We start from the raw sequence: 26,985 nt of genomic DNA, 5'->3' as shown, positions 1-26,985 counted from the left end.
GGTGGGTCACTCGGAGGCAGGCGCCGATTCCTGCGAAGCCAGCCATGCGTCGATGACCTGTGCGGTCTGATCGGCGCGGTCCTCGATGAGGGTGAAGTGATTGGCGCGGACGGTCCGCAGGGTGTGGGCCGCCTCCCAGGGCTCGGCCCGGCCGCTGACCAGGTCGGGAGACAAGTCGTCCCCGTCCGGGACGAAGGACTGGGTGCACTGGACGAAGAGCACCGGGGCCTCGACCGGGTTGAGCGGGAGTTGCGGGACCAGTTCCACCCAGCGGCCCATCGCGGAGAGCCTGCTGCTGTCGAACCGGCCGAAGACCGCCTCCTTGTCGAACATGCCGAGCGCAAGGCCGTCGAGGGGCACGCCCTCGCTGCCGCCGTCGTGCACCTTGAACGTGTCCAACAGGATGACGCCCGCCGGGCGCACCCCGCATTCCCGTTCCAGATGGCCGGCGGTGGCGTAGGCGAGGGTGCCTCCGGAGGAGTAGCCGAGCAGCACGAACGGCTTCCCGCCCGCCGTGTCCAGCACGCTCCGCGCGAGCGCCTGGACCGCCGCGTCGGAGGACGTGGGCAGGCTTTCGCCCGCGAGGAACCCGGGGACGGGCAGCGCGGATATCCTGTGCCGGCCTCCGAAGTGGGACACCAGACGCGCGTGCTGGTGGACACCGCCGGTGGCCATGGGGGTACTGAGGCAGATGAGATGCGGTCCCTCAGCGGCGTCCGCGAGACGTACTGCTGCGGGGAGCCGGTCGATCTCGTCCAACGAACCGAAGCCCGGCCGTACGTCGGCGGCCGCCTGGAGGAGCGCGAATCCCTTGTCCGCCCGGCCGGAGACGACGGCGGCGTGGAACATGTCGCGGAGCGTCTCCGGCTGCCCGTCGGCCGAGGCGGCCTCGGCCTCACCGCTTCCGGTCGCGCTCTGCGCCGCGCCAAGTGCTACGGATGATCCCGCTGATGCCCCTTGTCCGGCGCTGTCGCCGGTCGCGAGTGGGCCGGCCGCCAGGAGTTCCGTACGCAGCAGCCGGGCGAGCTCCGCCGGGCTCTTGCTGTCGAAGACCACCATGGGAGGCAGCCTCAGTCCGGTGTCCTTCATCAGAGCGTTACGGAGTTCCATCGCGCTCAGCGAGTCGAACCCGGACTCCAGGAAGTCCCGTTGTGCGTCGAGGGCGTCCGTGCTGCTGTGCCCGAGGAGCGTGGCTGCCCGCCCCAGGACGAGCTCCATGAGGAGCGCTTCCTGCCCGGCCTCGTCGGCCTGCGCGAACCGCCGCCGGAGAGACGTCGCGTCGGCCTTGGAGACGGTGCTGCGCCGCCTGGTGGTGGTGGGTGCGAGGTCGCGGAGGAGTGCGGGGATGGTGTCGGTACGGGTCCGCAGCGCGGTGACGTCGATCGGCAGCGGGACCAGAGCGGCCCGGCCGGACGCCAGACCCGCGTCGAACAACGCCAGACCCTGATCCGGCTGCAACGCCGGAAGACCCTGCCGCCTCATCCGCTCCAGATCCGCCTCACCCAACCACTGCCCCATCCCCGCACCCGCCCACAGCCCATACGCCAGCGAAGTGGCCGGCAACCCCTCCGCACGACGCTGCACCGCCAGCGCATCCAGGAACACATTCGCCGCCGCATAATTCGCCTGCCCCGCCGCCAGCACCGAACCACCCGCCGACGAGAACAACACAAAGAACGCCAAATCCAGCTCACGCGTCAGCTCATGCAGATACCAAGCACCATCCGCCTTCGCACCCAACGCCCGATCCAACCGGGCCCCATCCATCGACCCCACCAAACCGTTGTCACCCGCACCCGCCGCATGCACCACACCCACCAGACCAGCACCCACACCCTCCACCAGACCAGCCACCGCACCCCGATCCGACACATCACACGCCACCACCGACACCTCAGCACCCAACCCACGCAACACCTCACACAACTCCCCCACCCCCGGAGCCTCCGCACCACGCCGCCCCGCCAACACCAAACGCCGCACCCCATACACCTCCACCAAATGCCGCGCCACCAAACCACCCAAACCCCCGGTCCCACCCGTCACCAACACCACCCCACCCGGCACCACCACCGGAAGACCACCACCGACCCCACCCACCTCAACCAACCGCGGAACCAACAACTCACCCCCACGCACAGCCACTTCCGACTCACCCGAACCAACCACCGCATCCGCAACATCAGCGAACGAACCACCCACAGAATCCACATCCACCAACACAAACCGGCCCGGATTCTCCGCCTCCGCCGCCCGCACCAACCCCCACACCGGCGCCCCACACACATCAACACCCACATCCCCAGGCAACGAGACCGCGCCCCGCGTCACCACCACCAACCGACCGGCCTCATCACCCTCCAACCAGCCCTGAACCGCCTCAAGCACCCCACCCAACACCGACCGCACACCCACCACCGGATCCACACCCACCAACACCGGCACCTCAAACACCCCACCCACAACACCCGAAACAGCAGCGCCGGCACCCACCAACGGCCGCCACACCACCTCATGCAACCCACCACCCCCACCCGACCCCACCAACTGCTCCACCGACACCGGACGGAGTGTCAGCCCGTCCACCGAAAGGACCGGTTCTCCGGCTGCGTCGGCCATGGCCAGGGAGACGGTGTCGTCGGACCTCGTGAGGCGTACGCGCAACGCGGTCGGACCGGACGAGAACAGGCGGATGCCCTCCCAGAAGAAGGGAAGTGCGGGACGGCCGTCCTCGGCCGAGCCGGATTCGAAGTCGTCGGCATGCAGACCGAGAGCGTGCATGGTGGAGTCGAGCAGAGCGGGGTGCAACCCGAAACGCCTGGCATCCGCGTGCACGGACTCATCGAGTTCGACCTCGGCGAGGATGTCGTCGCCGACGGTCCATGCCGCCTTGAGCCCTTGGAAGACCGGCCCGTAGCCGTAACCACGCTCGGAAAGGGTGTCGTACAGGTCAGCCACCTCGACCCGGATCGCGCCCGGCGGGGGCCAGTCGGTGAGGTCGAAGGTCGGCGCGGGTTCAGCCACACCCACAACACCCTCCGCATGCAACACCCACTCACCAACCGCACCCGCAGTCTCCCGACGCGAAAACACCCGCACCGAACGAGACCCCACCTCATCCGAACCACCCACCACCACCTGCAACGCCACACCACCACGCTCCGGAACAACCAACGGCGCCCGCAACGTCAACTCCTCCACCACCCCACAACCCACCTCATCCCCAGCCCGCACCACCAACTCCACAAACGCCGCCCCCGGCAACAACACCGACCCCAACACCACGTGATCCCCCAACCACCCCATCCCCTCCACCGACAAACGACCCGTCAACACCACACCACCACAATCCGGCAACGCCACCGCAGCACCCAACACCGGATGATCCACCACCACCTGCCCCAAACCACCCGCATCCCCACCGCCCACACACTCCAACCAAAAACGCTCACGCTGGAAGGCATACGTCGGCAGATCAACACGACGCGCACCCGTCCCCTCGAAGAGCCGGGCCCAGTCCACCGGCACGCCACTCACGTGCAACTGCCCCAGCGCGGTAACCGTCGAGGCCACCTCCGGACGGCCCTTACGCACCAACGGGACGAAGACCGTTGCCGCCAGCTCCGTGTCGACCGACTGCTGCGCCATCCCACACAGCACACCATCCGGACCCACCTCAACAAACGACGTCACACCACGCGACACCACAAACGACACCGCATCCGCGAACCGCACCGCCTCCCGCACATGCCGCACCCAGTACTCCGCCGAACCCCACGACTCAGAAAGATCACCGAACACACCCGACACCACAGGAATCGACGCAGCACCGAACGACAACCCGGACACCACCGCCCCAAACTCCGCCAACATCGGCTCCATCAACGGCGAATGGAACGCATGCGACACCCGCAGAGTGCTCGTCCTGCGGCCCTGACCCTCGAACACCGCCACGAGCTCACGCACCGCAGCATCCGTCCCCGACACCACCACGGAACGCGGCCCGTTCACCGCGGCGATACCGACCTCAGCGTTCAGCAACGGAAGGACCTCCGCCTCCGACGCCTCAACCGCCACCATCGACCCACCAGCCGGCAACCCCTGCATCAACCGACCACGCGCGACGACCAGTTCCGCCGCATCACCCAGGTTCAGAGCACCCGACACATGCGCGGCCGCGATCTCACCCACCGAATGACCCACCAGGAAGTCCGGACGAACCCCCCACGACTCCACCAGCCGGAACAACGCCGTCTCCACCGCGAACAACCCGGCCTGAGCGAACATCGTCCCGTTCAGCAGACCCGCATCCTCACCCCACACCACCTCACGGAGTGAACGCCCCAGCCGGGCGTCCAGTTCGCCCACGACCTCATCGAACGCCGCCGCGAACACCGGATACGCCTCATACAACTCCCGACCCATCCCCAACCGCTGCGCACCCTGACCCGTGAACAGGAAGGCCGTGGCACCGGCCTGCCGGGCCGAGCCCCGCACCACCGAAGACGACAGCCCACCCCCAGCCAGCGCCGTCAGACCCTGGACCAGCTCCGCACGATCCGACGCCGCCACCACCGCACGATGCTCCAACACCCCACGCGACACCACCGACGAAAAACCCACATCCAACAACGAAGCGGAAGAAACACCCAACAGCTTCCCCGCCTGCGCCGACAACCCCGCCTCACTCCGCGCGGACAACACCACCGGAACCACCGGCAGTTCAACAGTCACCGATACATCCGGCTCCTCGACCACCGGGGCCTGCTCCACAATCACATGCGCGTTCGTCCCGCTCAGACCGAACGACGACACACCAGCACGCCTGGGACGATCCCGCACCGGCCACGCCCGCGACTCCGTCAACAACTCCACCGCACCCGCCGACCAATCCACCTGCGGCGTCGGCACATCCACATGCAACGTCCTCGGCAACACACCATGCCGAATCGCCTGCACCGCCTTGATCACACCACCCACACCCGCAGCCGCCTGCGCATGCCCCAAATTCGACTTCAACGAACCCAACCAGAGCGGATCACCCTCCGGACGACCCTGCCCATACGTCGCCAACAACGCCTGCGCCTCGATCGGATCACCCAACCGAGTCCCCGTCCCATGCGCCTCCACCAGATCCACATCGGAGGAGGTCAGCCCCGCACCGTCCAGGGCCGCACGGATCACCCGCTGCTGCGACGGACCATTCGGAGCCGTCATGCCGTTACTCGCACCGTCCTGATTCACCGCACTGCCCCGCACCACGGCCAACACCTCATGCCCCAGCCGACGAGCGTCCGACAGCCGCTCGACCAGCAGCACACCCACACCCTCCGACCACGCGGCACCATCCGCAGCACCCGCGAACGACTTGCACCGCCCGTCCTTCGCCAACCCCCGCTGCCGGCTGAACTCCACGAACATGTCCGGGGTGGACATCACGGCCACACCGCCCGCCAGTGCCATCGAGCACTCGCCCGACCGCAGCGCCTGGACCGCCAGGTGCAGGCTCACGAGCGACGAGGAGCACGCGGTGTCCACCGTCAGGGAAGGCCCTTCGAGGCCCAACGTGTAGGAGATACGGCCTGACACCAGGCTGCCTCCCGTGGTCGCGGCGGCCTCCGTTCCCTGGCCGTAGTCGTGGTACATCAGGCCGGCGAAGACACCCGTCCTGGTCCCCTTCAGGGACCGGGGGTCGATGCCGGCCCGCTCGAACACCTCCCACGACGCCTCCAGCAGGAGGCGCTGCTGCGGGTCCATGATCAGGGCCTCGTTCGGGCTGATGCCGAAGAACGCCGGATCGAAGTCACCGGCGTCGTAGAGGAAGCCGCCCTCGTTCGCGTAGGTCTTGCCGGGCATACCCGGCTGGGGGTCGTACACGCCGTCGATGTCCCAGCCGCGGTCGCGCGGAAAGCCGGAAACCGCGTCACGGCCTTCGGCGACGAGATCCCACAGGTCGTCGGGTGACGTCACTCCGCCCGGGTAGCGGCAGGCCATGCCCACGATGACGATCGGCTCGTCGTCCAGGGCCTGCACAGCGAGGCTGCTGCCAGGCTGTTCCGACTCCCGCGTCCCGCTTCCAACCAGCTCACCGTCGATGTACCCCGCTACGGCCCGCGAGGTGGGGTAGTCGAAAACGAGCGTCGCGGGAAGCCTGAGCCCGGTCGTCAGGTTCAGTTCGTTACGGAGCTCGACTGCGCTGAGCGAATCGAAGCCGAGATCCTGGAAGGGCCGGTCCGCCTCGATCGCCTGGGCCGACGCGTGGCCCAGCACCTTGGCCACTCGGCCGCAGACCATCTCCAGGAGCTTACGGGCACGCTCTTCGTCGTCGAGTCCCGCCAGGACGCGGAGCAGTTCCTGCCCGTCTCCGGCTCCAGCCACCGCGCGGGCGGCGGGTCGCCTGGTGGTGGTGGGTGCGAGGTCGCGGAGGAGTGCGGGGATGGTGTCGGTACGGGTCCGCAGCGCGGTGACGTCGATCGGCAGCGGGACCAGAGCGGCCCGGCCGGACACCAGACCCGCGTCGAACAACGCCAGACCCTGATCCGGCTGCAACGCCGGAAGACCCTGCCGCCTCATCCGCTCCAGATCCGCCTCACCCAACCACTGCCCCATCCCCGCACCCGCCCACAGCCCATACGCCAGCGAAGTGGCCGGCAACCCCTCCGCACGACGCTGCACCGCCAGCGCATCCAGGAACACATTCGCCGCCGCATAATTCGCCTGCCCCGCCGCCAGCACCGAACCACCCACCGACGAGAACAACACAAAGAACGCCAAATCCAGCTCACGCGTCAGCTCATGCAAATACCAGGCACCATCCGCCTTCGCACCCAACGCCCGATCCAACCGGGCCCCATCCATCGACCCCACCAAACCGTTGTCACCCGCACCCGCCGCATGCACCACACCCACCAGACCAGCACCCACACCCTCCACCAGACCAGCCACCGCACCCCGATCCGACACATCACACGCCACCACCGACACCTCAGCACCCAACCCACGCAACACCTCACACAACTCCCCCACCCCCGGAGCCTCCACACCACGCCGCCCCGCCAACACCAAACGCCGCACCCCATACACCTCCACCAAATGCCGCGCCACCAAACCACCCAAACCCCCGGTCCCACCCGTCACCAACACCACCCCACCCGGCACCACCACCGGAAGACCACCACCCCCGACCCCACCCACCTCAACCAACCGCGGAACCAACAACTCACCCCCACGCACAGCCACTTCCGACTCACCCGAACCAACCACCGCATCCGCAACATCAGCGAACGAACCACCCACAGAATCCACATCCACCAACACAAACCGACCCGGATTCTCCGCCTCCGCCGCCCGCACCAACCCCCACACCGGCGCCCCACACACATCAACACCCACATCCCCAGGCAACGAGACCGCACCCCGCGTCACCACCACCAACCGACCGGCCTCATCACCCTCCAACCAGCCCTGAACCGCCTCAAGCACCCCACCCAACACCGACCGCACACCCACCACCGGATCCACACCCACCAACACCGGCACCTCAAACACCCCACCCACAACACCCGAAACAGCAGCGCCGGCACCCACCAACGGCCGCCACACCACCTCATGCAACCCACCACCCCCACCCGACCCCACCAACTGCTCCACCGACACCGGACGAGAGACCAGTGCGCCGACTGTGAGCACGGGCTGACCGGATCCATCGGCCACCAAGACCGAGACGCTGTCCTGTCCCGCCGGTGCAATCCGGACGCGGAGGGCCGATGCCCCTGCCGCATGGAGAGCGACATCGGTCCAGGCGAAGGGCAGCACGGTCGATTCGTCGCTCCGTGAACCGTCATCGATGAGCGCCACGTGCATGGCCGCGTCAAGCAGAGCGGGGTGCAGCCCGAAGCGCCGGGCGTCGTCGTGCTCCGAGTCGGGAAGTGCGATCTCCGCGTACAGCTCCTCCCCCGACGTCCATGCCGCCTTGAGCCCCTGGAACACCGGCCCGTAACCGTATCCACGCTCGGAAAGAAGCTCGTAGGCGCCCTCGACGCCGATCGCCTCCGCGCCCTTCGGCGGCCACGCGGTCAGGTCCGCCGCTGGGACTCTGCCGCCCACGGCAAGGATGCCTTCGGCATGACGTGTCCACGGGGCGTGATCGGCACCGTCGCCCCGTGAATACACGCTGACCGTGCGTCGCCCCGCCGGATCGGCCGCGCCGACCGCTACCTGAATCGCGACTCCGCCCTGTTCGGGGAGCACCAGCGGTTCCTGCAACATCAGTTCTTCCACCAGGTCGCAACCCACCTCGTCGCCTGCCCTGACGGCCAGTTCAACGAAGGCCGTGCCGGGGAGGAGCACGCTGCCCAGCACGGCGTGGTCGGCAATCCATGCCTGATCGCCCAGAGACAGCCTTCCGGTGAGCACCACCTCGTCAGCCTGCGCCAGAGTGACGATCGCCCCGAGCAGCGGATGGCGGGTGGCTCCCAGGCCGAGCGAACCGGGATCGTTGCCACCGCCCTCCGCCTGCATCCAGTACCGCTCGCGCTGGAAGGCGTAGGTGGGCAGATCAACACGACGCGCACCCGTGCCCTCGAAGAAGCGGGCCCAGTCCACCGGCACACCACTCACATGCAACTGCCCCAACGCGGTAACCGCCGAGGCCACCTCCGGACGCCCCTTACGCACCAACGGGACGAAGACCGTTGCCGCCAGCTCCGCGTCCACCGACTGCTGCGCCATCCCACACAGCACACCATCCGGACCCACCTCAACAAACGACGTCACACCACGCGACACCACAAACGACACCGCATCCGCGAACCGCACCGCCTCCCGCACATGCCGCACCCAATACCCCGCCGAACCCCACGACTCAGAAAGATCACCGAACACACCCGACACCACAGGAATCGACGCAGCACCGAACGACAACCCAGCCACCACCGCCCCGAACTCCGCCAACATCGGCTCCATCAACGGCGAATGGAACGCATGCGACACCCGCAACGCACTCGTCCTACGGCCCTGACCCTCGAACACCGCCACGAGCTCACGCACCGCAGCATCCGTCCCCGACACCACAACAGACCGCGGCCCATTCACCGCCGCAATCCCCACCTCAGCGTTCAGCAACGGAAGCACCTCCGCCTCCGACGCCTCCACCGCCACCATCGACCCACCAGCCGGCAACCCCTGCATCAACCGACCACGCGCGACGACCAGTTCCGCCGCATCACCCAGGTTCAGAGCACCCGACACATGCGCGGCCGCGATCTCACCCACCGAATGACCCACCAGGAAGTCCGGACGAACCCCCCACGACTCCACCAACCGGAACAACGCCGTCTCCACCGCGAACAAACCGGCCTGAGCGAACATCGTCCCGTTCAGCAGACCCGCATCCTCACCCCACACCACCTCACGGAGTGAACGCCCCAGCCGGGCATCCAGCTCACCCACGACCGCGTCAAACGCCGCCGCGAACACCGGAAACGCCTCATACAACTCCCGCCCCATCCCCAACCGCTGCGCACCCTGACCCGTGAACAGGAACGCCACCTTGCCCGCCGGCCGCACGGAACCCCGCACCACCGAAGACGACAGCTCGCCCTCCGCCAGCGCCGTCAGACCCCGCACCAGCTCCTCACGATCCGACGCCGCCACCACCGCACGATGCTCCAACACCCCACGCGACACCACCGACGAAAAACCCACATCCAACAACGAAGCGGAAGAAACACCCAACAGCTTCCCCGCCTGCGCCGACAACCCCGCCTCACTCCGCGCGGACAACACCACCGGAACCACCGGCAGTTCAACAGTCACCGATACATCCGGCTCCTCGACCACCGGGGCCTGCTCCACAATCACATGCGCGTTCGTCCCGCTCAGACCGAACGACGACACACCAGCACGCCTGGGACGATCCCGCACCGGCCACGCCCGCGACTCCGTCAACAACTCCACCGCACCCGCCGACCAATCCACCTGCGGCGTCGGCACATCCACATGCAACGTCCTCGGCAACACACCATGCCGAATCGCCTGCACCGCCTTGATCACACCACCCACACCCGCAGCCGCCTGCGCATGCCCCAAATTCGACTTCAACGAACCCAACCAGAGCGGATCACCCTCCGGACGACCCTGCCCATACGTCGCCAACAACGCCTGCGCCTCGATCGGATCACCCAACCGAGTCCCCGTCCCATGCGCCTCCACCAGATCGACCTGATCCGACGAAATCTGCGCATCAGCCAACGCCGCCCGAATCACCCGCTGCTGCGACGGACCATTCGGAGCCGTCAGCCCATTACTCGCACCGTCCTGATTCACCGCACTACCCCGCAACACCGCAAGGACCGGGTGTCCGTTGCTGCGAGCGTCGGAGAGCTTCTCCAGGAGCAGGAGGCCGGCCCCCTCCGACCAGCTGGTGCCATCGGTGGCACCAGCGAACGACTTGCAGCGGCCGTCCTTGGAGAGGCCGCCCTGCCGGCTGAACTCCACGAAGACCTCAGGCGTCGACATGACGGCCACGCCGCCGGCCAGCGCGAGGGAGCACTCGCCCGACCGCAGCGCCTGGGCCGCCAGGTGCAGGCTCACGAGCGACGAGGAGCATGCCGTGTCCACCGTCATCGACGGACCCTCGAAGCCGAAGACGTAGGACACGCGGCCTGACGCGATGGAACCGGTAGCGCTGTTGTGGGGGTAATCGTGGTACATCATCCCGGCGAACACACCGGTCTTGCTGCCCTTCAGTGTGGCGGGGTCGATTCCGGCCCGCTCGAACACCTCCCACGAGCATTCCAGCAGCAGCCGCTGTTGCGGGTCCATGATCAGGGCCTCGTTCGGACTGATACCGAAGGGGACCGGGTCGAAGGTGTCTGCGGAGTGAAGGAATCCACCCTTGTTGACGTACGTGGTGTTCGGTCGCTCACCGGTCGGATCGTAGAGAGATCCGACATTCCAGTCACGATTGTTCGGGAATTCGGATATCGCGTCCACACCGTCGTTCACCAGTTGCCACAGGGCCTCCGGCGATTCGACTCCTCCTGGAAAGCGGCAGCTCATCGCGACGATGGCAATGGGCTCGCGGGCCGCGGACGACAGCTTCCTGTTGTGGGCCCGCAGGCGGTCGTTCTCCTTGAGCGACGCACGCAGCGCGGCGACCAGCTTCTCGTCAGAATTAGTCATCGGGGATCTCACATTCCCTGCGTCGCGTCGTCAAGGCCGGAACCTTCGAGTGCCATGCTGATCAGGCTCTCCGCATCCATCGAGTCGATGGATGCGGTCGAGTTCTCGTCCGTGTCCTCGGCCGGGTTCGCCGGCTCTTCGTGAGCGCCGGCCAGATCGAAGAGAACTTCCATCAGTCCTGCGTCCCTGAGCCGGCTCAGGGGAATTCCCTTGAGAATGCGCCGGACCCGCTCCTCCTCGACGTCCTGGGCGTCCGTCGTCGAGTCGGGACGCAGTTCCTCTGCCAGGTACTTCGCGAGCACGCGGGAGTTCGGGTAGTCGAAGACCAACGTCGCCGGCGGGCGCAGCCCCGTGGTCTGGGACAGGCCGTTACGGAACTCCACCGCGGCCAGTGAGTCGAACCCGAGCTCCTTGAACGCCCGGTCCGGCTCGATGGCCGAGGCGCCGGCGTAGCCGAGGATGGCTGCCGCGTGGGCCCGTACCAGATCGAGCACCTGGTCCGTGCGCTCTTCGTCGGTCAGCGCGTTCATCCGCCGGCGGAACGCCGCCGCGCCGGAGGCCGTCGTGTCGACGGCGCGGTGGACGCCGGGCCGTACGAGCCCTCGGAACAGGTCCGGCAGTTCGTCCGGTCCCGGAGCGTCCGTCCCGGTGAGATCGATCCGCATGGTGACGAGTGCCGCACCACCGGCCGTCTCGGCCGCGTCGAAAAGGGCGGTTCCCTCCTCGGCCGACAGGGTTGCGATGCCGGTCCGGCGCATGCGCTGGGAGTCGGCGCTCTGCAGGCTGTACGCCATACCCCCGTCGCCCCACGGCCCCCAGGCGAGGGACTGCGCGGGGAGACCCTCCGCCCTGCGGTACGTGGCCAGCGCGTCGAGGAACGCGTTGGCCGCGGCGTAGTTGCCCTGGCCCGCGTTGCCGATCACCCCGGCGGCAGAGGAGAAGAGGACGAAGGCGGTGAGGTCCAGGTCACGGGTCAGCTCATGGAGGTTCAGTGCCGCGTCCACCTTCGGCCGCAGAACCGCATCCACCCGCTCCGCCGTCAGCGAACCGATCACCCCGTCATCCAGCACACCCGCCAGATGCACCACCCCCACCAGCGGCCGATCCACCGGAACCGACCCCAACACCCGCTCCACAGAAGCACGATCAGCCACATCACACGCCTCCACCACCACCTCCGCACCCCAACCCGCCAACTCCTCGACCAACTCCCCCACACCCTCAACCCCAGCACCACGACGACTCGTCAACACCAACCGCCGCACCCCACGCTCCACCACCAGATGACGAGCGAACACCCGACCCAACGTCCCCGTACCACCCGTCAACAGCACCGTCCCCGCGGAATCGAACTCCACGACCTGCCGGTCGCCATCGGACGGCACGACGCGTTGGAGGCGGCCCACATGCGCACGTCCTTCACGCACCACCACCTGCGACTCCCCCAGCGCCACCACCCGCGACATCTCGGCAGGTGCGCTCAGCTCACCGTCCAGCAGGACGACACGCCCCGGGTTCTCCGACTGCGCCGATCGCACCAGACCCCACACAGCCCCACCCGCAAGGTCATCCACGCCTTCACCGGGCAACGCGACAGCACCCACCGTCCGCACCACCAAACGCGACCGGCCGAACCGCTCGTCGCCCAGCCATTCCTGCACCACCCCCAACACCTCGGAGACCGCATCCCGCACCACACCGGCAGGAACGGCCTCCGCCTCACCGGCGCGCAGTGAATCGAACAGCACCACGTCCGGTACGACACTCGACGAACCCACCACGTCAGCCCAACGCCCCACCGTCAGCTCAGCCGTCTCGCCGGAACCGGGCAACGCCACCTCCGGCCACTCCACTCCGAACAGCGAACCCCGTGCACCGGATTCGGCCGCTGCGCGCCGTTCCCCTTCCACCGAGCGCAGCACGAGCGAACCGACCGACGCCACCATCGCTCCACCGGCATCGGCGAGTGCCACCGACACCCGGCCCTCGCCTTCCACCGAGACCCGGACCCGCACCGCCGAAGCACCCACCGCACCCAGCGACACTCCCGACCATGCGAACGGCAACGCAGCACCCTCACTCACCGCACCTGACAACGCCACCCCGTGCAACGCCGCATCGAAGAGGGCGGGGTGCAGGGCGTAGGTGCCGGGCTCGATCCCTTCGGGGAGGCCCACCTCGGCGTAGACATGTCCGTCGGACCGCCATGCCTCGCTCAGCCCGCGGAAGGACGGCCCGTAGCTCAGACCCGCCTCCGCCATGTCTTCGTAGAACCCGTCCAGCTCAACCGGCTCAGTACCGGCCGGCGGCCACTGTCCCGCGGCCCACGCCACGTCGGCGGCCCCCGATGTGTCAACGGCGGCGACGAGCGAACCGATGGCATGCCTCACCCACGGCTGATCCGTCGCTTCGCCTCGCGAGTGCACGGCCACCGGTCGTCGGCCGGAGTCGTCGGAGGGACCGACGACGACCTGGAGGGCGACGCCCTCATGCTCCGGCAGCACCAGCGGCGCTTCCAGAGTCAGCTCCTCAAGCCCGGCGTACCCGACCTCGTCCGCTGCCCTGAGTGCCAGTTCCACGAAGCCGGTGCCGGGAAAGAGCGTGACGTCACCGAGTGCATGGTCCGCCAGCCAGCTCTGGGTGCCGGTGGACAGGCGACCGGTCAGGATCACGCTGTCGGCATCCGGCGACGTCACGACCGCACTCAGAAGCGGGTGACCGGCCGCCGCCTGCCCCATGGACTCCGCGTCTGCGCCGTGCTGCTCGCCGACGATCCAGTAATTCTGGTGCTGGAAGGCGTAGGTGGGCAGATCTACACGACGCGCACCCGTCCCCTCGAAGAGCCGGGCCCAGTCCACCGGCACACCACTCACATGCAACTGCCCCAACGCGGTAACCGTCGAGGCCACCTCCGGACGGCCCTTACGCACCAACGGGACGAAGACCGTTGCCGCCAGCTCGGCGTCCACCGACTGCTGCGCCATCCCACACAGCACACCATCCGGACCCACCTCAACAAACGACGTCACACCCCGCGACACCACAAACGACACCGCATCCGCGAACCGCACCGCCTCGCGCACATGCCGCACCCAGTACGACGGCGTCGTCACTTCCTGCGACAACTCCCCCGTCACACCCGACACCACGGGAATCGACGCAGCACCGAACGACAACCCAGCCACCACCGCCCCGAACTCCGCCAACATCGGCTCCATCAACGGCGAATGGAACGCATGCGACACCCGCAGCGTGCTCGTCCTGCGGCCCTGACCCTCGAACACCGCCACGAGCTCACGCACCGCAGCATCCGTCCCCGACACCACCACGGAACGCGGCCCGTTCACCGCCGCAATCCCCACCTCAGCGTTCAGCAACGGAAGCACCTCCGCCTCCGACGCCTCCACCGCTACCATCGACCCACCAGCCGGCAACCCCTGCATCAACCGACCACGCGCCACCACCAACTCCGCCGCATCACCGAGCGACAGGGCGCCGGACACATGCGCGGCCGCGATCTCACCCACCGAATGACCCACCAGGAAGTCCGGACGAACCCCCCACGACTCCACCAACCGGAACAACGCCGTCTCCACCGCGAACAACCCGGCCTGAGCAAACATCGTCCCGTTCAGCAGACCCGCATCCTCACCCCACACCACCTCACGGAGTGAACGCCCCAGCCGTGCATCCAGCTCACCCACGACCGCGTCAAACGCCGCCGCGAACACCGGAAACGCCTCATACAACTCCCGGCCCATCCCCAACCGCTGCGCACCCTGACCCGTGAACAGGAACGCCACCTTGCCCGCCGGCCGCACGGAACCCCGCACCACCGAAGACGACAGCCCACCCCCAGCCAGCGCCGTCAGACCCCGCACCAGCTCCTCACGATCCGACGCCGCCACCACCGCACGATGCTCCAACACCCCACGCGACACCACCGACGAAAAACCCACATCCAACAACGACGCGGAAGAAACACCCAACAGCTTCCCCGCCTGCGCCGACAACCCCGCCTCACTCCGCGCAGACAACACCACCGGAACCACCGGCAACTCAACAGTCACCGATACATCCGGCTCCTCGACCACCGGGGCCTGCTCCACAATCACATGCGCGTTCGTCCCGCTCAGACCGAACGACGACACACCCACACGCCTGGGACGATCCCGCTCCGGCCACGCCCGCGACTCCGTCAGCAACTCCACCGCACCCGCCGACCAATCCACCTGCGGCGTCGGCACGTCCACATGCAACGTCCTCGGCAACACACCATGCCGAATCGCCTGCACCGCCTTGATCACACCACCCACACCCGCAGCGGCCTGGGTGTGGCCCAGGTTCGACTTCAACGAACCCAGCCAGAGCGGATCGCCCTCCGGACGACCCTGCCCATACGTCGCCAACAGCGCCTGCGCCTCGATCGGATCACCCAACCGGGTCCCCGTCCCATGCGCCTCCACCAGATCGACCTGATCCGACGAAATCTGCGCATCAGCCAACGCCGCCCGAATCACCCGCTGCTGCGACGGACCATTCGGAGCCGTCAGCCCATTACTCGCACCGTCCTGATTCACCGCACTGCCCCGCACCACGGCCAACACCTCATGCCGCAGCCGACGAGCGTCCGACAGCCGCTCGACCAGCAGCACACCCACACCCTCCGACCACGCGGCACCATCCGCAGCACCCGCGAACGACTTGCACCGCCCGTCCTTCGCCAACCCCCGCTGCCGGCTGAACTCCACGAAGACCTCGGGTTCCGACATGACGGCCACGCCGCCGGCCAGTGCGAGGGAGCACTCGCCGGAGCGGAGCGCCTGGATCGCGAGGTGCAGGCTCACGAGCGACGAGGAGCACGCGGTGTCCACCGTCATCGACGGACCCTCGAGGCCGAGTACGTAGGAGATCCGGCCGGAGGCGATGCCGCCCGTGCTCGCGTTGTGGGCGTAGTCGTGGTACATCATCCCGGCGAAGACACCGGTGCGGCTCTCCTTGAGGGAGAGCGGGTCGATGCCGGCCCGCTCGAACACCTCCCACGACGCCTCCAGCAGCAGCCGCTGCTGCGGGTCCATGATCAGGGCCTCGTTCGGACTGATACCGAAGAACGCCGGGTCGAATCCAGGGGCGTCGTCGAGAAAACCACCGCGGGCGACGTAACTGGTGTCGGGTCGTACACCTTCCGGGTCGTAGATCTTCCGCAGGTTCCAGCCCCGGTCGGTCGGGAAGTCGGAGATGAGGTCGGCGCCCTCGCTCACGGCCTGCCAGAGGTCCTCGGGCGAGGCGATGTTGCCCGGGTAGCGGCACGCCATGCCCACGATCGCGATCGGGTCGTCGGCGTGGGCGGCGGGGTTCGGGCGCACCGGGGTGAGGGTTGCCGCCTCGGGGGCGTCGGTCCCGGACAGCTCCCCCAGCAGGTGGCGGGCCAGGGCCGCGGGGGTGGGGTAGTCGAAGACGACGGTCGCGGGGAGACGGAGCGTGGTGGCTTCGGACACCGCGTTGCGGAACTCCACCGCACGCAGGGAGTCGAAGCCGAGGTCCTTGAACGCCTTCTCCGGCTCGATGGCCTGGAGCGAGCTGTAGCCGAGGACGGAGGCGACCTGTTCCAGGACGGCCTCCAGGACAACGGCTTCGCGCTCCGCTTCGGGGATGCGGGCGAGCCGCTGCTGAAGGCCGTTCGCCTCGATGTGGCCTGCCGCCCTGCGTCGTGCGACGACGGGGACCAGAGTGCGGAAGAGATCGCGGGCCGCAGAGCCCTGGGCTCTCACGGGGGCGAGGTCGAGCCGCACCGGGGCCACCACCGCCCGGTCCAGCCTCAGAGCGGCGTCGAAGAGGGCCACGCCTCCCTCCGAGGAGATCGGGAAGACTCCGCCGACGGACGAGATGCGGGAGCGTTCGGCTCCGGACAGCTTGCCGGTCATTCCGCTGGCCTCGTCCCAGAAGCCCCAGGCGAGGGAGTGCGCGGGGAGACCTTCCGCCCTGCGGTACGTGGCCAGCGCGTCGAGGAACGCGTTGGCCGCCGCGTAGTTGCCCTGGCCCGCGTTGCCGAAGGTACCGGCCACGGAGGAGAAGAGGACGAAGGCGGTGAGGTCCAGGTCACGGGTCAGCTCATGGAGGTTCAGTGCCGCGTCCACCTTCGGCCGCAGAACCGCATCCACCCGCTCCGCCGTCAGCGAACCGATCACCCCGTCATCCAGCACACCCGCCAGATGCACCACCCCCACCAGCGGCCGATCCACCGGAACCGACCCCAACACCCGCTCCACAGAAGCACGATCAGCCACATCACACGCCTCCACCACCACCTCCGCACCCCAACCCGCCAACTCCTCGACCAACTCCCCCACACCCTCAACCCCAGCACCACGACGACTCGTCAACACCAACCGCCGCACCCCACGCTCCACCACCAGATGACGAGCGAACACCCGACCCAACGTCCCCGTACCACCCGTCAACAGCACCGTCCCCGCGGAATCGAACTCCACGTCGGCGCTCTCGTCGGCCGGCTGTTCCACACGCACCAACCGACCCACGTGGGCCCGGTTCTCGTGCACCACCACCTGCGACTCGCCCATGGCGGTCACCCGCGCGGCCAGGTCCGTCACCTCGTCCGAGTCGCTGTCCAGCAGCACCACACGTCCCGGGCTCTCCGACTGTGCCGAGCGCACCAGACCCCACACAGCCGCGCCCGCCATGTCCGCCGGGCTTGCGCCCGGCAGCGCGACGGCGCCCCTCGTCCGCACGATCAGACGCGACTCACCGAACCGCTCGTCGGCCAACCACGCCTGCACCACTTCCAGCGCTTCGCCCACCGCGGTCCGGACATCGTCCGCAGTGCCGTCCCCTGCCTCGCCGGTGCGCAGTGATTCGTACACCACCACATCCGGTACGGCGTCCGAAGTCCCCTTGACGTCGTTCCAGCGCCCCACCGAGACACCTTCGAAGGCTTCCGCGTCCGGCAGCGCCGTCTCGGGCCAATCCATCCCGAACAGGGACCCCGCCACACCCGACTCCGTCATGGCGCGCCGCTCTCCGCCCACCGAGCGCAGCACCAGCGAGTCCACCGACGCCACCACTCCACCGCCGGTGTCCGCCAGCACCACCGACACACGGTTCTCACCCACCGCCGACACCCGGACCCGCACCGCCGAGGCACCCACCGCACCCAGCGACACGCCCGACCACGCGAACGGCAACGCAGCACCCTCACTCACCGCACCTGACAACGCCACCCCGTGCAACGCCGCGTCGAGGAGGGCCGGGTGGAGCCGGAAATCGGTCGCGGGTGTGCCGGTGGGGAGGGCGACCTCGGCGTAGATGTCGCCGTCGGCGCGCCATGCGGCGGTCAGTCCCTGGAAGACGGGGCCGTAGCGCAGCCCCTCGTCCGCCATGCCTTCGTAGAACCCGTCCAGATCCACCGGCTCGGCGCCGGCCGGCGGCCACTGCGCCGAGGCCCAGCCAGTGCCCGCGGATGATCCGCGCACGCGCAGGGACTCCGGAGCGATGACTCCGGTCGCGTGCCGGGTCCAGGGCTGGTCGCCGTCCTCCGTGCGGGCGTGCACGGTCACCGGGCGCCTGCCGTCCGAGCCGGCCGTGCCGACCGTGACGCGTACCGCGACTCCGCCTCGTTCGGGGACGGTGAGAGGGGTTTCCAGTGTCAGTTCGTCGATGACGGCGCAGCCGGCCATGTCGGCCGCGTAGCCGACGAGCTCCACGTGTCCGGTGCCGGGGAAGAAGACGGAGTCGCCCACGCGGTGGTCGCCGAGCCAGGGATGCGTGCCGAGGGACAGGCGTCCCGTGAGGCTGAGTGCGTCCGTGTCCGGAGCGGACACGCGCGCGCCGAGCAGCGGGTGGTCCGTCGCTTCGAGACCGGCGGTCAGCACATCGCCCGCCCCGGTGGGGGCTGTGACCCAGTAGCGCTCGCGCTGGAAGGCGTACGTCGGCAGCTCCACGCGGGTGGCGGGCTCGGCGTCGTGGAAGAGGCTCCAGTCGACGGGGGCGCCGTGCACGTACGCCTCGGCCAGTGACAGCGCGAACCGGGCGGGGTCTCCGCTGTGACGGCGCAGCGATCCGACGGCGGCGGCGCCGGCCGGGGTCGTGGCGATCGTCTCTCCGAGGGCGATGAAGAGGCCCGGGTGGGGGCTGGCCTCGACGAAGAGGGTGAACCCGTCGTCGAGCATGGCACGGGTGGTGTCCTCGAACCGCACGGTGCGGCGCAGGTTCTCGTACCAGTAGCCGGCGTCGAGCGCTGTCGTGTCGAGCGAGCCGCCGGTCACCGTGGAGTAGAAGGTCGTGGTGGACGGGCGGGGTGTCACGTCGGCTATCTCGGCCAGGAGGCGGTCGCGGATCTCTTCGACGAACACCGAGTGGGAGGCGTAGTCCACCGGTATCCGGCGGGCCTGCACGCCCTGGGCCTCCAGGTGGGTGTAGAGCTCGTCGAGGGCTTCCCTCTCGCCGCAGACGACGGTGGAGGCGGGGCTGTTGACCACGGCGATCTGGAGCCGGTCGCCCCAGCCGCGCATCACCGATTCGGCCTCGGCTGCGGGCAGGGCGACCGACATCATGCCACCGCGTCCGGCGAGGTCCTGGCGGATGATCCTGCTGCGGAGGGCGACGACGCGTGCGCCGTCCTCCAGTGAGAGGGCCCCGGCGACGCAGGCGGCGGCGATCTCTCCCTGGGAGTGGCCGACGACTGCGGCGGGCTCCACGCCGCACGCGCGCCAGAGGGCGGCCAGGGAGACCATGACGGCCCACAGGACCGGCTGGACGACGTCGACCTCCTCGAAGGTGGGTGCGTCCGGGCGCTGGTGGACCACGTCGAGGAGGTCCCAGTCGGTGAAGGGGGCCAGCGCTTCGGCGCACTCACGCATCCGGTCGGCGAACACCGGTGACGTGGCGAGGAGTTCGACAGCCATGCCGGCCCACTGGGAGCCCTGGCCGGGGAAGACGAAGGCGACTTGTGCGGGGCCGGTGGCCGCTCCCCGCACCACGTGGCGTGCCTTGGCGTCGGCCGCGAGCGCGTCCAGGCCGCTGAGCAGGGGGGTGGACTCGCTGCCGTCCGTGAACTCGGGGTCCCCGGTGTCGAGGACGACGGCACGGTGCTCGAAGGCGGTGCGGGTGGCCATCAGGGCGTGGCCGATGTCGCGGTGGCGGGCGGTGGCGCCGGCTCCGTCCCGTACGAAGGAGGCCAGCCGCTCCGCCTGGGCGCGCAGACCCGCGGCGCTGCGTCCGGAGAGGAGGAACGGCGTGACGGGCGCGCCGGGCGTGACGAAGGGGAGCGCCCGGTCGTCCGTGTCCGGCCGGCTCCCGGCCGTCCCCACGCTCGTCCCGTCGGGGTCCTCGGCCGCGTCCGGCTCCGGTGCTTCCTGGAGGATCACGTGGGCGTTGGTGCCGCTGAGCCCGAAGGCCGAGACGCCCGCGGTACGCGGGTGGCCCTGGCGCGTCCAGGGTTCGGCCTCGGTGAGCAGGCTGACGTGGCCGGAGGTCCAGTCGACGTGGGTGGAGGGCTGCTCGACGTGCAGGGTTCTGGGCAGGAGGCCGTTGCGCAGGGCCATGACCATCTTGATGACGCCGCCGACGCCCGCGGCTGCCTGGGCGTGGCCGATGTTGGCCTTGAACGAGCCGAGCCTCAGCGGATGTTCGGCGGTGCGGTCCTGGCCGTACGTGGCGAGCAGGGCCTGCGCCTCGATCGGGTCCCCCAGGGTGGTCCCGGTGCCGTGCGCCTCGACGGCGTCGACGTGGGCGCCGGGTACGCGTGCGTTGGCGAGGGCCTGGCGGATGACGCGCTGCTGGGACGGGCCGCTGGGAGCGGTGAGGCCGTTGGAGGCCCCGTCGGAGTTGATGGCCGAGCCGCGTATGACGGCGAGGACGGGGTGCCCGTTGCGGCGGGCGTCGGAGAGGCGCTCCAGCAGGACGATGCCGGCGCCCTCGGACCAGCCCGTGCCGTCGGCGCTGTCGGAGAACGCCTTGCACCGCCCGTCGGGCGCGAGGCCTCGCTGCTTGCTGAAGGCGACGAAGGGTGCTGCCGTCGACATGACCATGACGCCGCCGGCCAGGGCGAGGCCGCATTCGTCCTGGCGCAGTGCCTGGGCGGCGAGGTGGAGCGCGACGAGTGACGACGAGCAGGCGGTGTCGACGGTGAAGGAGGGTCCTTCGAGGCCGAGGGCGTACGAGATGCGGCCGGAGATGACGGACGCGGCCCGCGCCGTGGCCATGTACGCCTCGACGGCCTCCGGTACGCCTTCGGGGAAGTCGCCGTAGTCCTGGATGCCGGATCCCATGTAGACGCCGACGCGCCCGCCGCGCAGGGTCTCCGGGTCGATTCCGGCCCGTTCGAAGGCTTCCCAGGCGACTTCGAGGCTGAGGCGCTGCTGCGGGTCGGTGGCCTCCGCCTCCATGGGGCTCATTCCGAAGAACCCGGCGTCGAAGTCGCCCGCTCCTTCGAGGAATCCGCCCTGGTGCACATAGCTGGTTCCCGGCTGCGACGTGTCCTCGCCCATGAGCCGGCCGAGGTCCCAGCCCCGGTCGTCCGGCATGCCCGATACGGCGTCGCGGCCCTCTGCCACCAGTTGCCACAGCTCCTCGGGGGTGGTCACCCCGCCGGGGAAGCGGCAGCCCATGGCCACGATCGCGATGGGTTCCTGCGAGGCGGCCTCGGCGTCCTGGAGGCGGCGCCGGGTGCGGTGCAGGTCGGCGGTCACCTTTTTGAGGTAGTCGAGGATCTTCTCGTCGTTGGCCATGTCGGTCTCACGGTCCTTCGGGGTCAGATGACGGCAGGGGTCAGATGACGGCAGCGTGCCCGTGTCAGGCGAGGCCGAGTTCTTGGTCGATGAAGGCGAGGACGTCGTCGGCGGAGGCCTCGTCGAGGGAGTCCCGTACGGCGGCCACCCCCGTTTCGCCGCTCTGGAGGGTGGTCAGTGTGTCGAGGAGGGTCTGCAGCCGTGAGGTGATGCGGCTGCTGCGGATCTCCTCGATGTCCAGCGCCCCGACCAGTGCCTCGAACCGGTCGACCTCCGCGAGGACGGGCGCGGCGGTGTCGTCGCTGTCCGGGAAGAGCCGGGTGTGCAGGTGGTCGGCGAGTGCGGTGGGTGTCGCGTAGTCGAAGATCAGCGTCGCGGGCAGCTTGGCGCCCGTGGCGGCGGTCAGGGCCTGGCGGAGTTCCACGGCGGCGACGGAGTCGAAGCCGAGGTCCTCGAAGGCGCGCTGCGGGTCGAGCTGGGAGGCCGTGTCGTATCCCAGCAGGGCCGCGACACGGGTCCGTACGAGGTCGAGCACCGCGCGGCCGCGCTCGGCCTCGGAGAGGCCGGCGAGCCGGGCCATCAGGCCCTCCGCGTCCGAGCCCGCCGCTGTGGGCTCGGCGGAGAGGATCCGGCGCACGTCGTCGAGTGCGTCGAGCAGGGGCCGGGGGCGGGCGAGCGTGTATGTGGGGACGAAGCGGGACCAGTCGAACTCGGCGACGACGAGGTGACTCTCGTCGTGTTCCAGGGCCTGCTTCAGTGCGCCGATGGCGAGGCGGGGGTCCATGGCGGGGGCGCCGATGCGTTCCATCACCGCGGCGAGTTCGGCGTCGACCATGCCGCCCTGCCAGGAGCTCCAGGCCACGGAGGTGGCGGTGAGCCCGCGGGCGCGGCGGTGGTGGGCGAGGGCGTCGAGGCGGGCGTTGGCCGCGGCGTAGGCGGCCTGTCCGGCGCTGCCCCAGACGGCGGCGCCGGAGGAGAAGAGCACGAAGGCGTCGAGGGGGCGGTCGCCGAGGAGTTCGTCGAGGTGCCGGGCCCCGGTGACCTTCGCGTGGCCCACGGCCGCGAACTCCTCGTCGGTCAGTTCGGTGAGCGGTGCCATGCGCTGCATGGCACCGGCCGCGTGCACGACGGTGGTCAGCGGCAGTTCCCCGGGGACGGTGCCGAGGACCCGGGCCAGCGCTGCGCGGTCGGTGACGTCGCAGGCGGCGAGGGTCACCCGGGTGCCGGACTCCTCCAGTTCGGCCGCCAGTTCGCGGGCGCCGTCGGCCGCGCCGCCCTGGCGGCTGAGGAGCATGAGGTGCGGGACGCCGTCGGCGGCGAGCATACGGGCGACGTGGGCGCCGAGACCGCCGGTGCCGCCGGTGATCAGCGCGGTGCCGTGCGACGGAGGGGTCCGGACCGGGGCGCGGTCGTTCAGAGGGGCGCGGACGAGGCGGCGGGCGAGGATGCCGTCGGCGCGCAGGGCCACCGCGTCCTCTCCGGTCGCGCCCGAGAGCACGTCGCAGAGGCGGTGCAGGTCGGCCGGGCCGGGTTCGGCGGGGAGATCGACGATGCCGCCCCAGGTGCCGGGGTGGTCGAGGGCGAGGCCGCCGCCGAGACCCCAGAACTGGGCCTGTTCCGGGGCGGTCAGCTCCGTGGAGCGGGAGGTGGCGACGGCGGACCGCGTGGCGCACCAGAGCCTGGGGGCGTCGGGGGTGTCCGCGAGGGCCTGCACGAGGGTGACGGTGGCCGTGAGGCCCCGGGTGAGATGGGGGTGTGCGGGTTCGGGGCGGTCGTCGAGGGCGAGCAGCGACAGGATCCCGGCGGCGGGCTGCGCGGCGATGCGGGCGGCCAGGCCTGTCCGGCTCAGGCCGGGGATCGCTTCGATGACGTGCGGGGAGGCGCCGCGTTCGATGAGTGCGGCCAGGATCGCGGTGACCGCGGGCGTGTCGGTCTGTCCGTGGGCGACGGCTACGAGCCAGGGGGCGTCGAGCGCGGTGGCTCCGGCGGGCGGTACGGGCACGGGCTGGAAGACGACGCGGTAGCGGAGGTCGTCGAGTGCGGCCCTCTCCTGGTGGAGGCGGCGCCAGCGTGCCATCGCGGGCAGGACCGCGCCGAGTGCGCTCTCGGTGACCGAGAGCCGGTCGGCGAGGGCCGTGACGTCCTCCCGTTCGACTGCTTCCCAGAAGGCCGCTCCGGCCGGGTCCGCGGCCGCGGTGGAGTCCTGGGCCTCGGGGCGCCCCAGCCAGTGGCTGCGGTGCTGGAAGGGATAGGTGGGCAGGGCGACTCGTCGGGCGCCACGCCCCTCGAAGAAGGCGTTCCAGTCGACCGTGGTGCCGTGCGCGTGGGCGTGGGAGACGGTCGTGATCAGGGTGCGTTCCTCGTCGCGGGCACGGCGCAGGACGGGGACGCACAGGGTGTCGTCGGTGGACGGCAGGCAGTCGACGGCCATGGGGGTGAGGGCGGCGTCCGGGCCGATCTCGATGAACACCCGGACCCCTTCGGCGTGCAGGGTCCCCACCCCGTCATGGAAGCGGACGGGCTCACGGACGTGGCGTACCCAGTAGTCGGCCGAGCTGAGTTCGTCGGGCCCGGCAAGCCGGCCCGTGAGGTGGGAGACGACGGGGAGGCGCGGCGCGTGATACGTCATCCGGGCGGCGACCTCGCGGAAGGCGTCGAGCATGGGCTCCATGAGCGGTGAGTGGAAGGCATGGGACACCGCCAGCCGCTTCGTCCGGCGCCCCAGCCCCGCGAAGTGCTCCGCGACCGCCAGCGTCTCCTGCTCCGCCCCCGACACCACCACCGCAGACGGACCGTTCACCGCCGCCAGCCCCACCCCCTCGCCCAACAACGGAAGCACCTCGTCCTCCGACGCGGCCACCGCCACCATCACCCCACCACCCGGCAACCCCTGCATCAACCGACCACGCGCGACGACCAGTTCAGCGGCATCACCCAGCGACAGCACCCCCGCCACATGCGCGGCGGTGATCTCACCGATCGAATGCCCCGCCACCACATCCGCCCGCACACCCCACGACTCCACGAGACGGAACAGAGCGGTCTCGACCGCGAACAACCCCGCCTGCGCGAACATCGTCCCGTTCAGCAGAGCCGCGTCCTCACCCCACACCACCTCACGCAGGGGACGACCCAACCGGCCGTCCAACTCCCCCACGACCTCATCGAACGCCGCCGCGAACACCGGAAACGCCTCGTACAACTCCCTTCCCATTCCTAGGCGTTGTGCACCCTGCCCGGTGAACAGGAACGCCGTCAGCCCCTCGGCGGAGGAGGAGCCCGCCGACGTCACGACATCCGCGCTCTCCCGGCCCGCCACCAGGTCCGACAGCGCACGCATCGCCGCCCCACGATCCGCCGCCAGCACCACCGCACGGTGATCCAGCACCGCACGCGTCGTCGCCAACGAAAGACCCAGGTCCACCAGTGCCTCGCCCGGACGCGCCTCGGCATGGGCGAGCAGGCGCCGCGCCTGCTCCGTGAGGGCGTCGGGTGTCTTGGCGGAGATCCGCAGCGGGATCAGCGCCGACGCGGACGTCACGGTGGGCGGGGCCGGCGGTTCGGCCTCCACGGCCGCGGGCGCCTCCTCGACGATGACGTGGGCGTTGGTGCCGCTGAGCCCGAAGGCGGAGACCGCGGCCCGGCGCGGGCGCCCGAGGTCGGGCCAGGCGATGGCTTCGGTGAGCAGGGAGATGTCGCCCGTGGACCAGTCGACGTTCGGTGTCGGTCCGTCCACATGGAGGGTGCGGGGCAGGATGCCGTGGCGCATTGCCTGCACCATCTTGATGATTCCGCCGACGCCGGCGGCGGCCTGGGCGTGCCCGATGTTCGACTTGATCGAACCCAGGTACAGCGGCCGGCCGGCGGGGCGGCCCTGGCCGTACGTGGCGAGCAGGGCCTGCGCCTCGATCGGGTCGCCCAGCGTGGTTCCGGTGCCGTGTGCCTCGACCGCGTCGACCTGGTCGGCGGTAAGCTGGGCGGCTGCGAGGGCCTGGTGGATGAGCCGTTGCTGTGCCGGGCCGTTGGGCGCGGTGAGGCCGTTGCTCGCCCCGTCGGAGTTGACGGCGCTGCCGCGGATCAGGGCGAGCACCTGGTGTCCGTTGCGGCGGGCGTCGCTGAGCCGTTCGACAACGAGCATGCCGACGCCCTCGCCCCAGCCCGTGCCGTCGGCGGCTGCCGCGAAGGACTTGCAGCGGCCGTCGGGGGCGAGGCCACGTTCCTGGCTGAAGCCCACGAAGGAGGTGGGTGTGGCCATCACCGTGACGCCGCCGGCCAGGGCCAGGTCGCACTCGCCGGTGCGCAGCGATTTGACCGCCCAGTCGAGCGCGACGAGGGAGGAGGAGCAGGCCGTGTCGACGGTGACGGCAGGGCCCTGGAGCCCGAGAGTGTAGGAGACCCGTCCGGAGGCGACGCTGGCCAGGCCGCCGGTGCCGCCGTCGGTGGCGTAGTCGTGGTAGACGACGCCGGCGAACACGCCGGTGAGGGAGCCCTTGAGGGAGAGCGGGTCCACTCCGGCGTGCTCCAGGGCCTCCCATGACGTCTCCAGCAGCAGACGCTGCTGGGGGTCGGTCTCGCGGGCGTCCTTGGGGCTCATTCTGAAGAAGTCGGCGTCGAACCGGTCGGCTTCGTGGAGGAAGCCGCCCTCGCGGGCGTACGTGTGTCCGGGTGTGGCGGGTTCGGGGTCGTACAGCCCCTCCACGTCCCAGCCGCGGTTGACGGGAAAGGGCGTGATGCCGTCCCGGCCCTCGGCCACCAGGTCCCACAGCTCGTCGGGGGAGGTCACGCCGCCGGGGTAACGGCAGCTCATGCCGACGATCGCCATCGGCTCGTGTTCCCTGGCCTCGGCTTCGCGCAGACGCCGCTTCACCTGCCGCAGGTCGGCCGTGGCCCGCTGGAGGTAGTCGCGAAGCTTGTCCTGGGTTGCCATCTGAACCTCAACCAATCTCGGTGCGGGTGTCGGCCGTGCCGGGCGGGACCGGTGCCGTGACCGGCGGGGTGCGCGAACGGCTGGTGCGTTTCGGTAACGGGGCCGGGGCGGGGCTCCGCCCGGCCCCGG

The 26,985-nt window shown here is 69.7% G+C and carries 3 protein-coding genes; all 3 read right to left on the bottom strand.

Annotated features, from left to right (window positions below; translation table 11 throughout):
• Positions 1-6: 6 nt before the first annotated feature.
• The 3 genes from OG521_33805 to OG521_33795 all read right to left on the bottom strand — a co-directional run bounded on the left by OG521_33805 (position 7) and on the right by OG521_33795 (position 26,856).
• Positions 7-11,184 carry an acyltransferase domain-containing protein gene (locus OG521_33805; protein WUW25468.1) on the bottom strand — a complete coding sequence of 3,726 codons (11,178 nt, stop codon included), beginning with the start codon at positions 11,182-11,184 and terminating at the stop codon, positions 7-9.
• Between the two features lie 8 nt (positions 11,185-11,192).
• Positions 11,193-21,929 (bottom strand): type I polyketide synthase, encoded by a 10,737-nt coding sequence (locus OG521_33800; GenBank protein WUW25467.1) that lies wholly within the window; start codon positions 21,927-21,929, stop codon positions 11,193-11,195.
• 64 nt (positions 21,930-21,993) lie between these two features.
• Positions 21,994-26,856, bottom strand: a complete 4,863-nt coding sequence (locus OG521_33795; protein ID WUW25466.1) for an SDR family NAD(P)-dependent oxidoreductase — start codon at positions 26,854-26,856, stop codon at positions 21,994-21,996.
• Positions 26,857-26,985 lie beyond the last annotated feature (129 nt).

Source organism: Streptomyces sp. NBC_01463 (genome assembly GCA_036227345.1).
GTDB lineage: Bacteria > Actinomycetota > Actinomycetes > Streptomycetales > Streptomycetaceae > Streptomyces.
The sequence above is the reverse complement of the archived record's forward strand: the minus strand, read 5'-3'. Positions and strand labels throughout refer to the sequence as shown.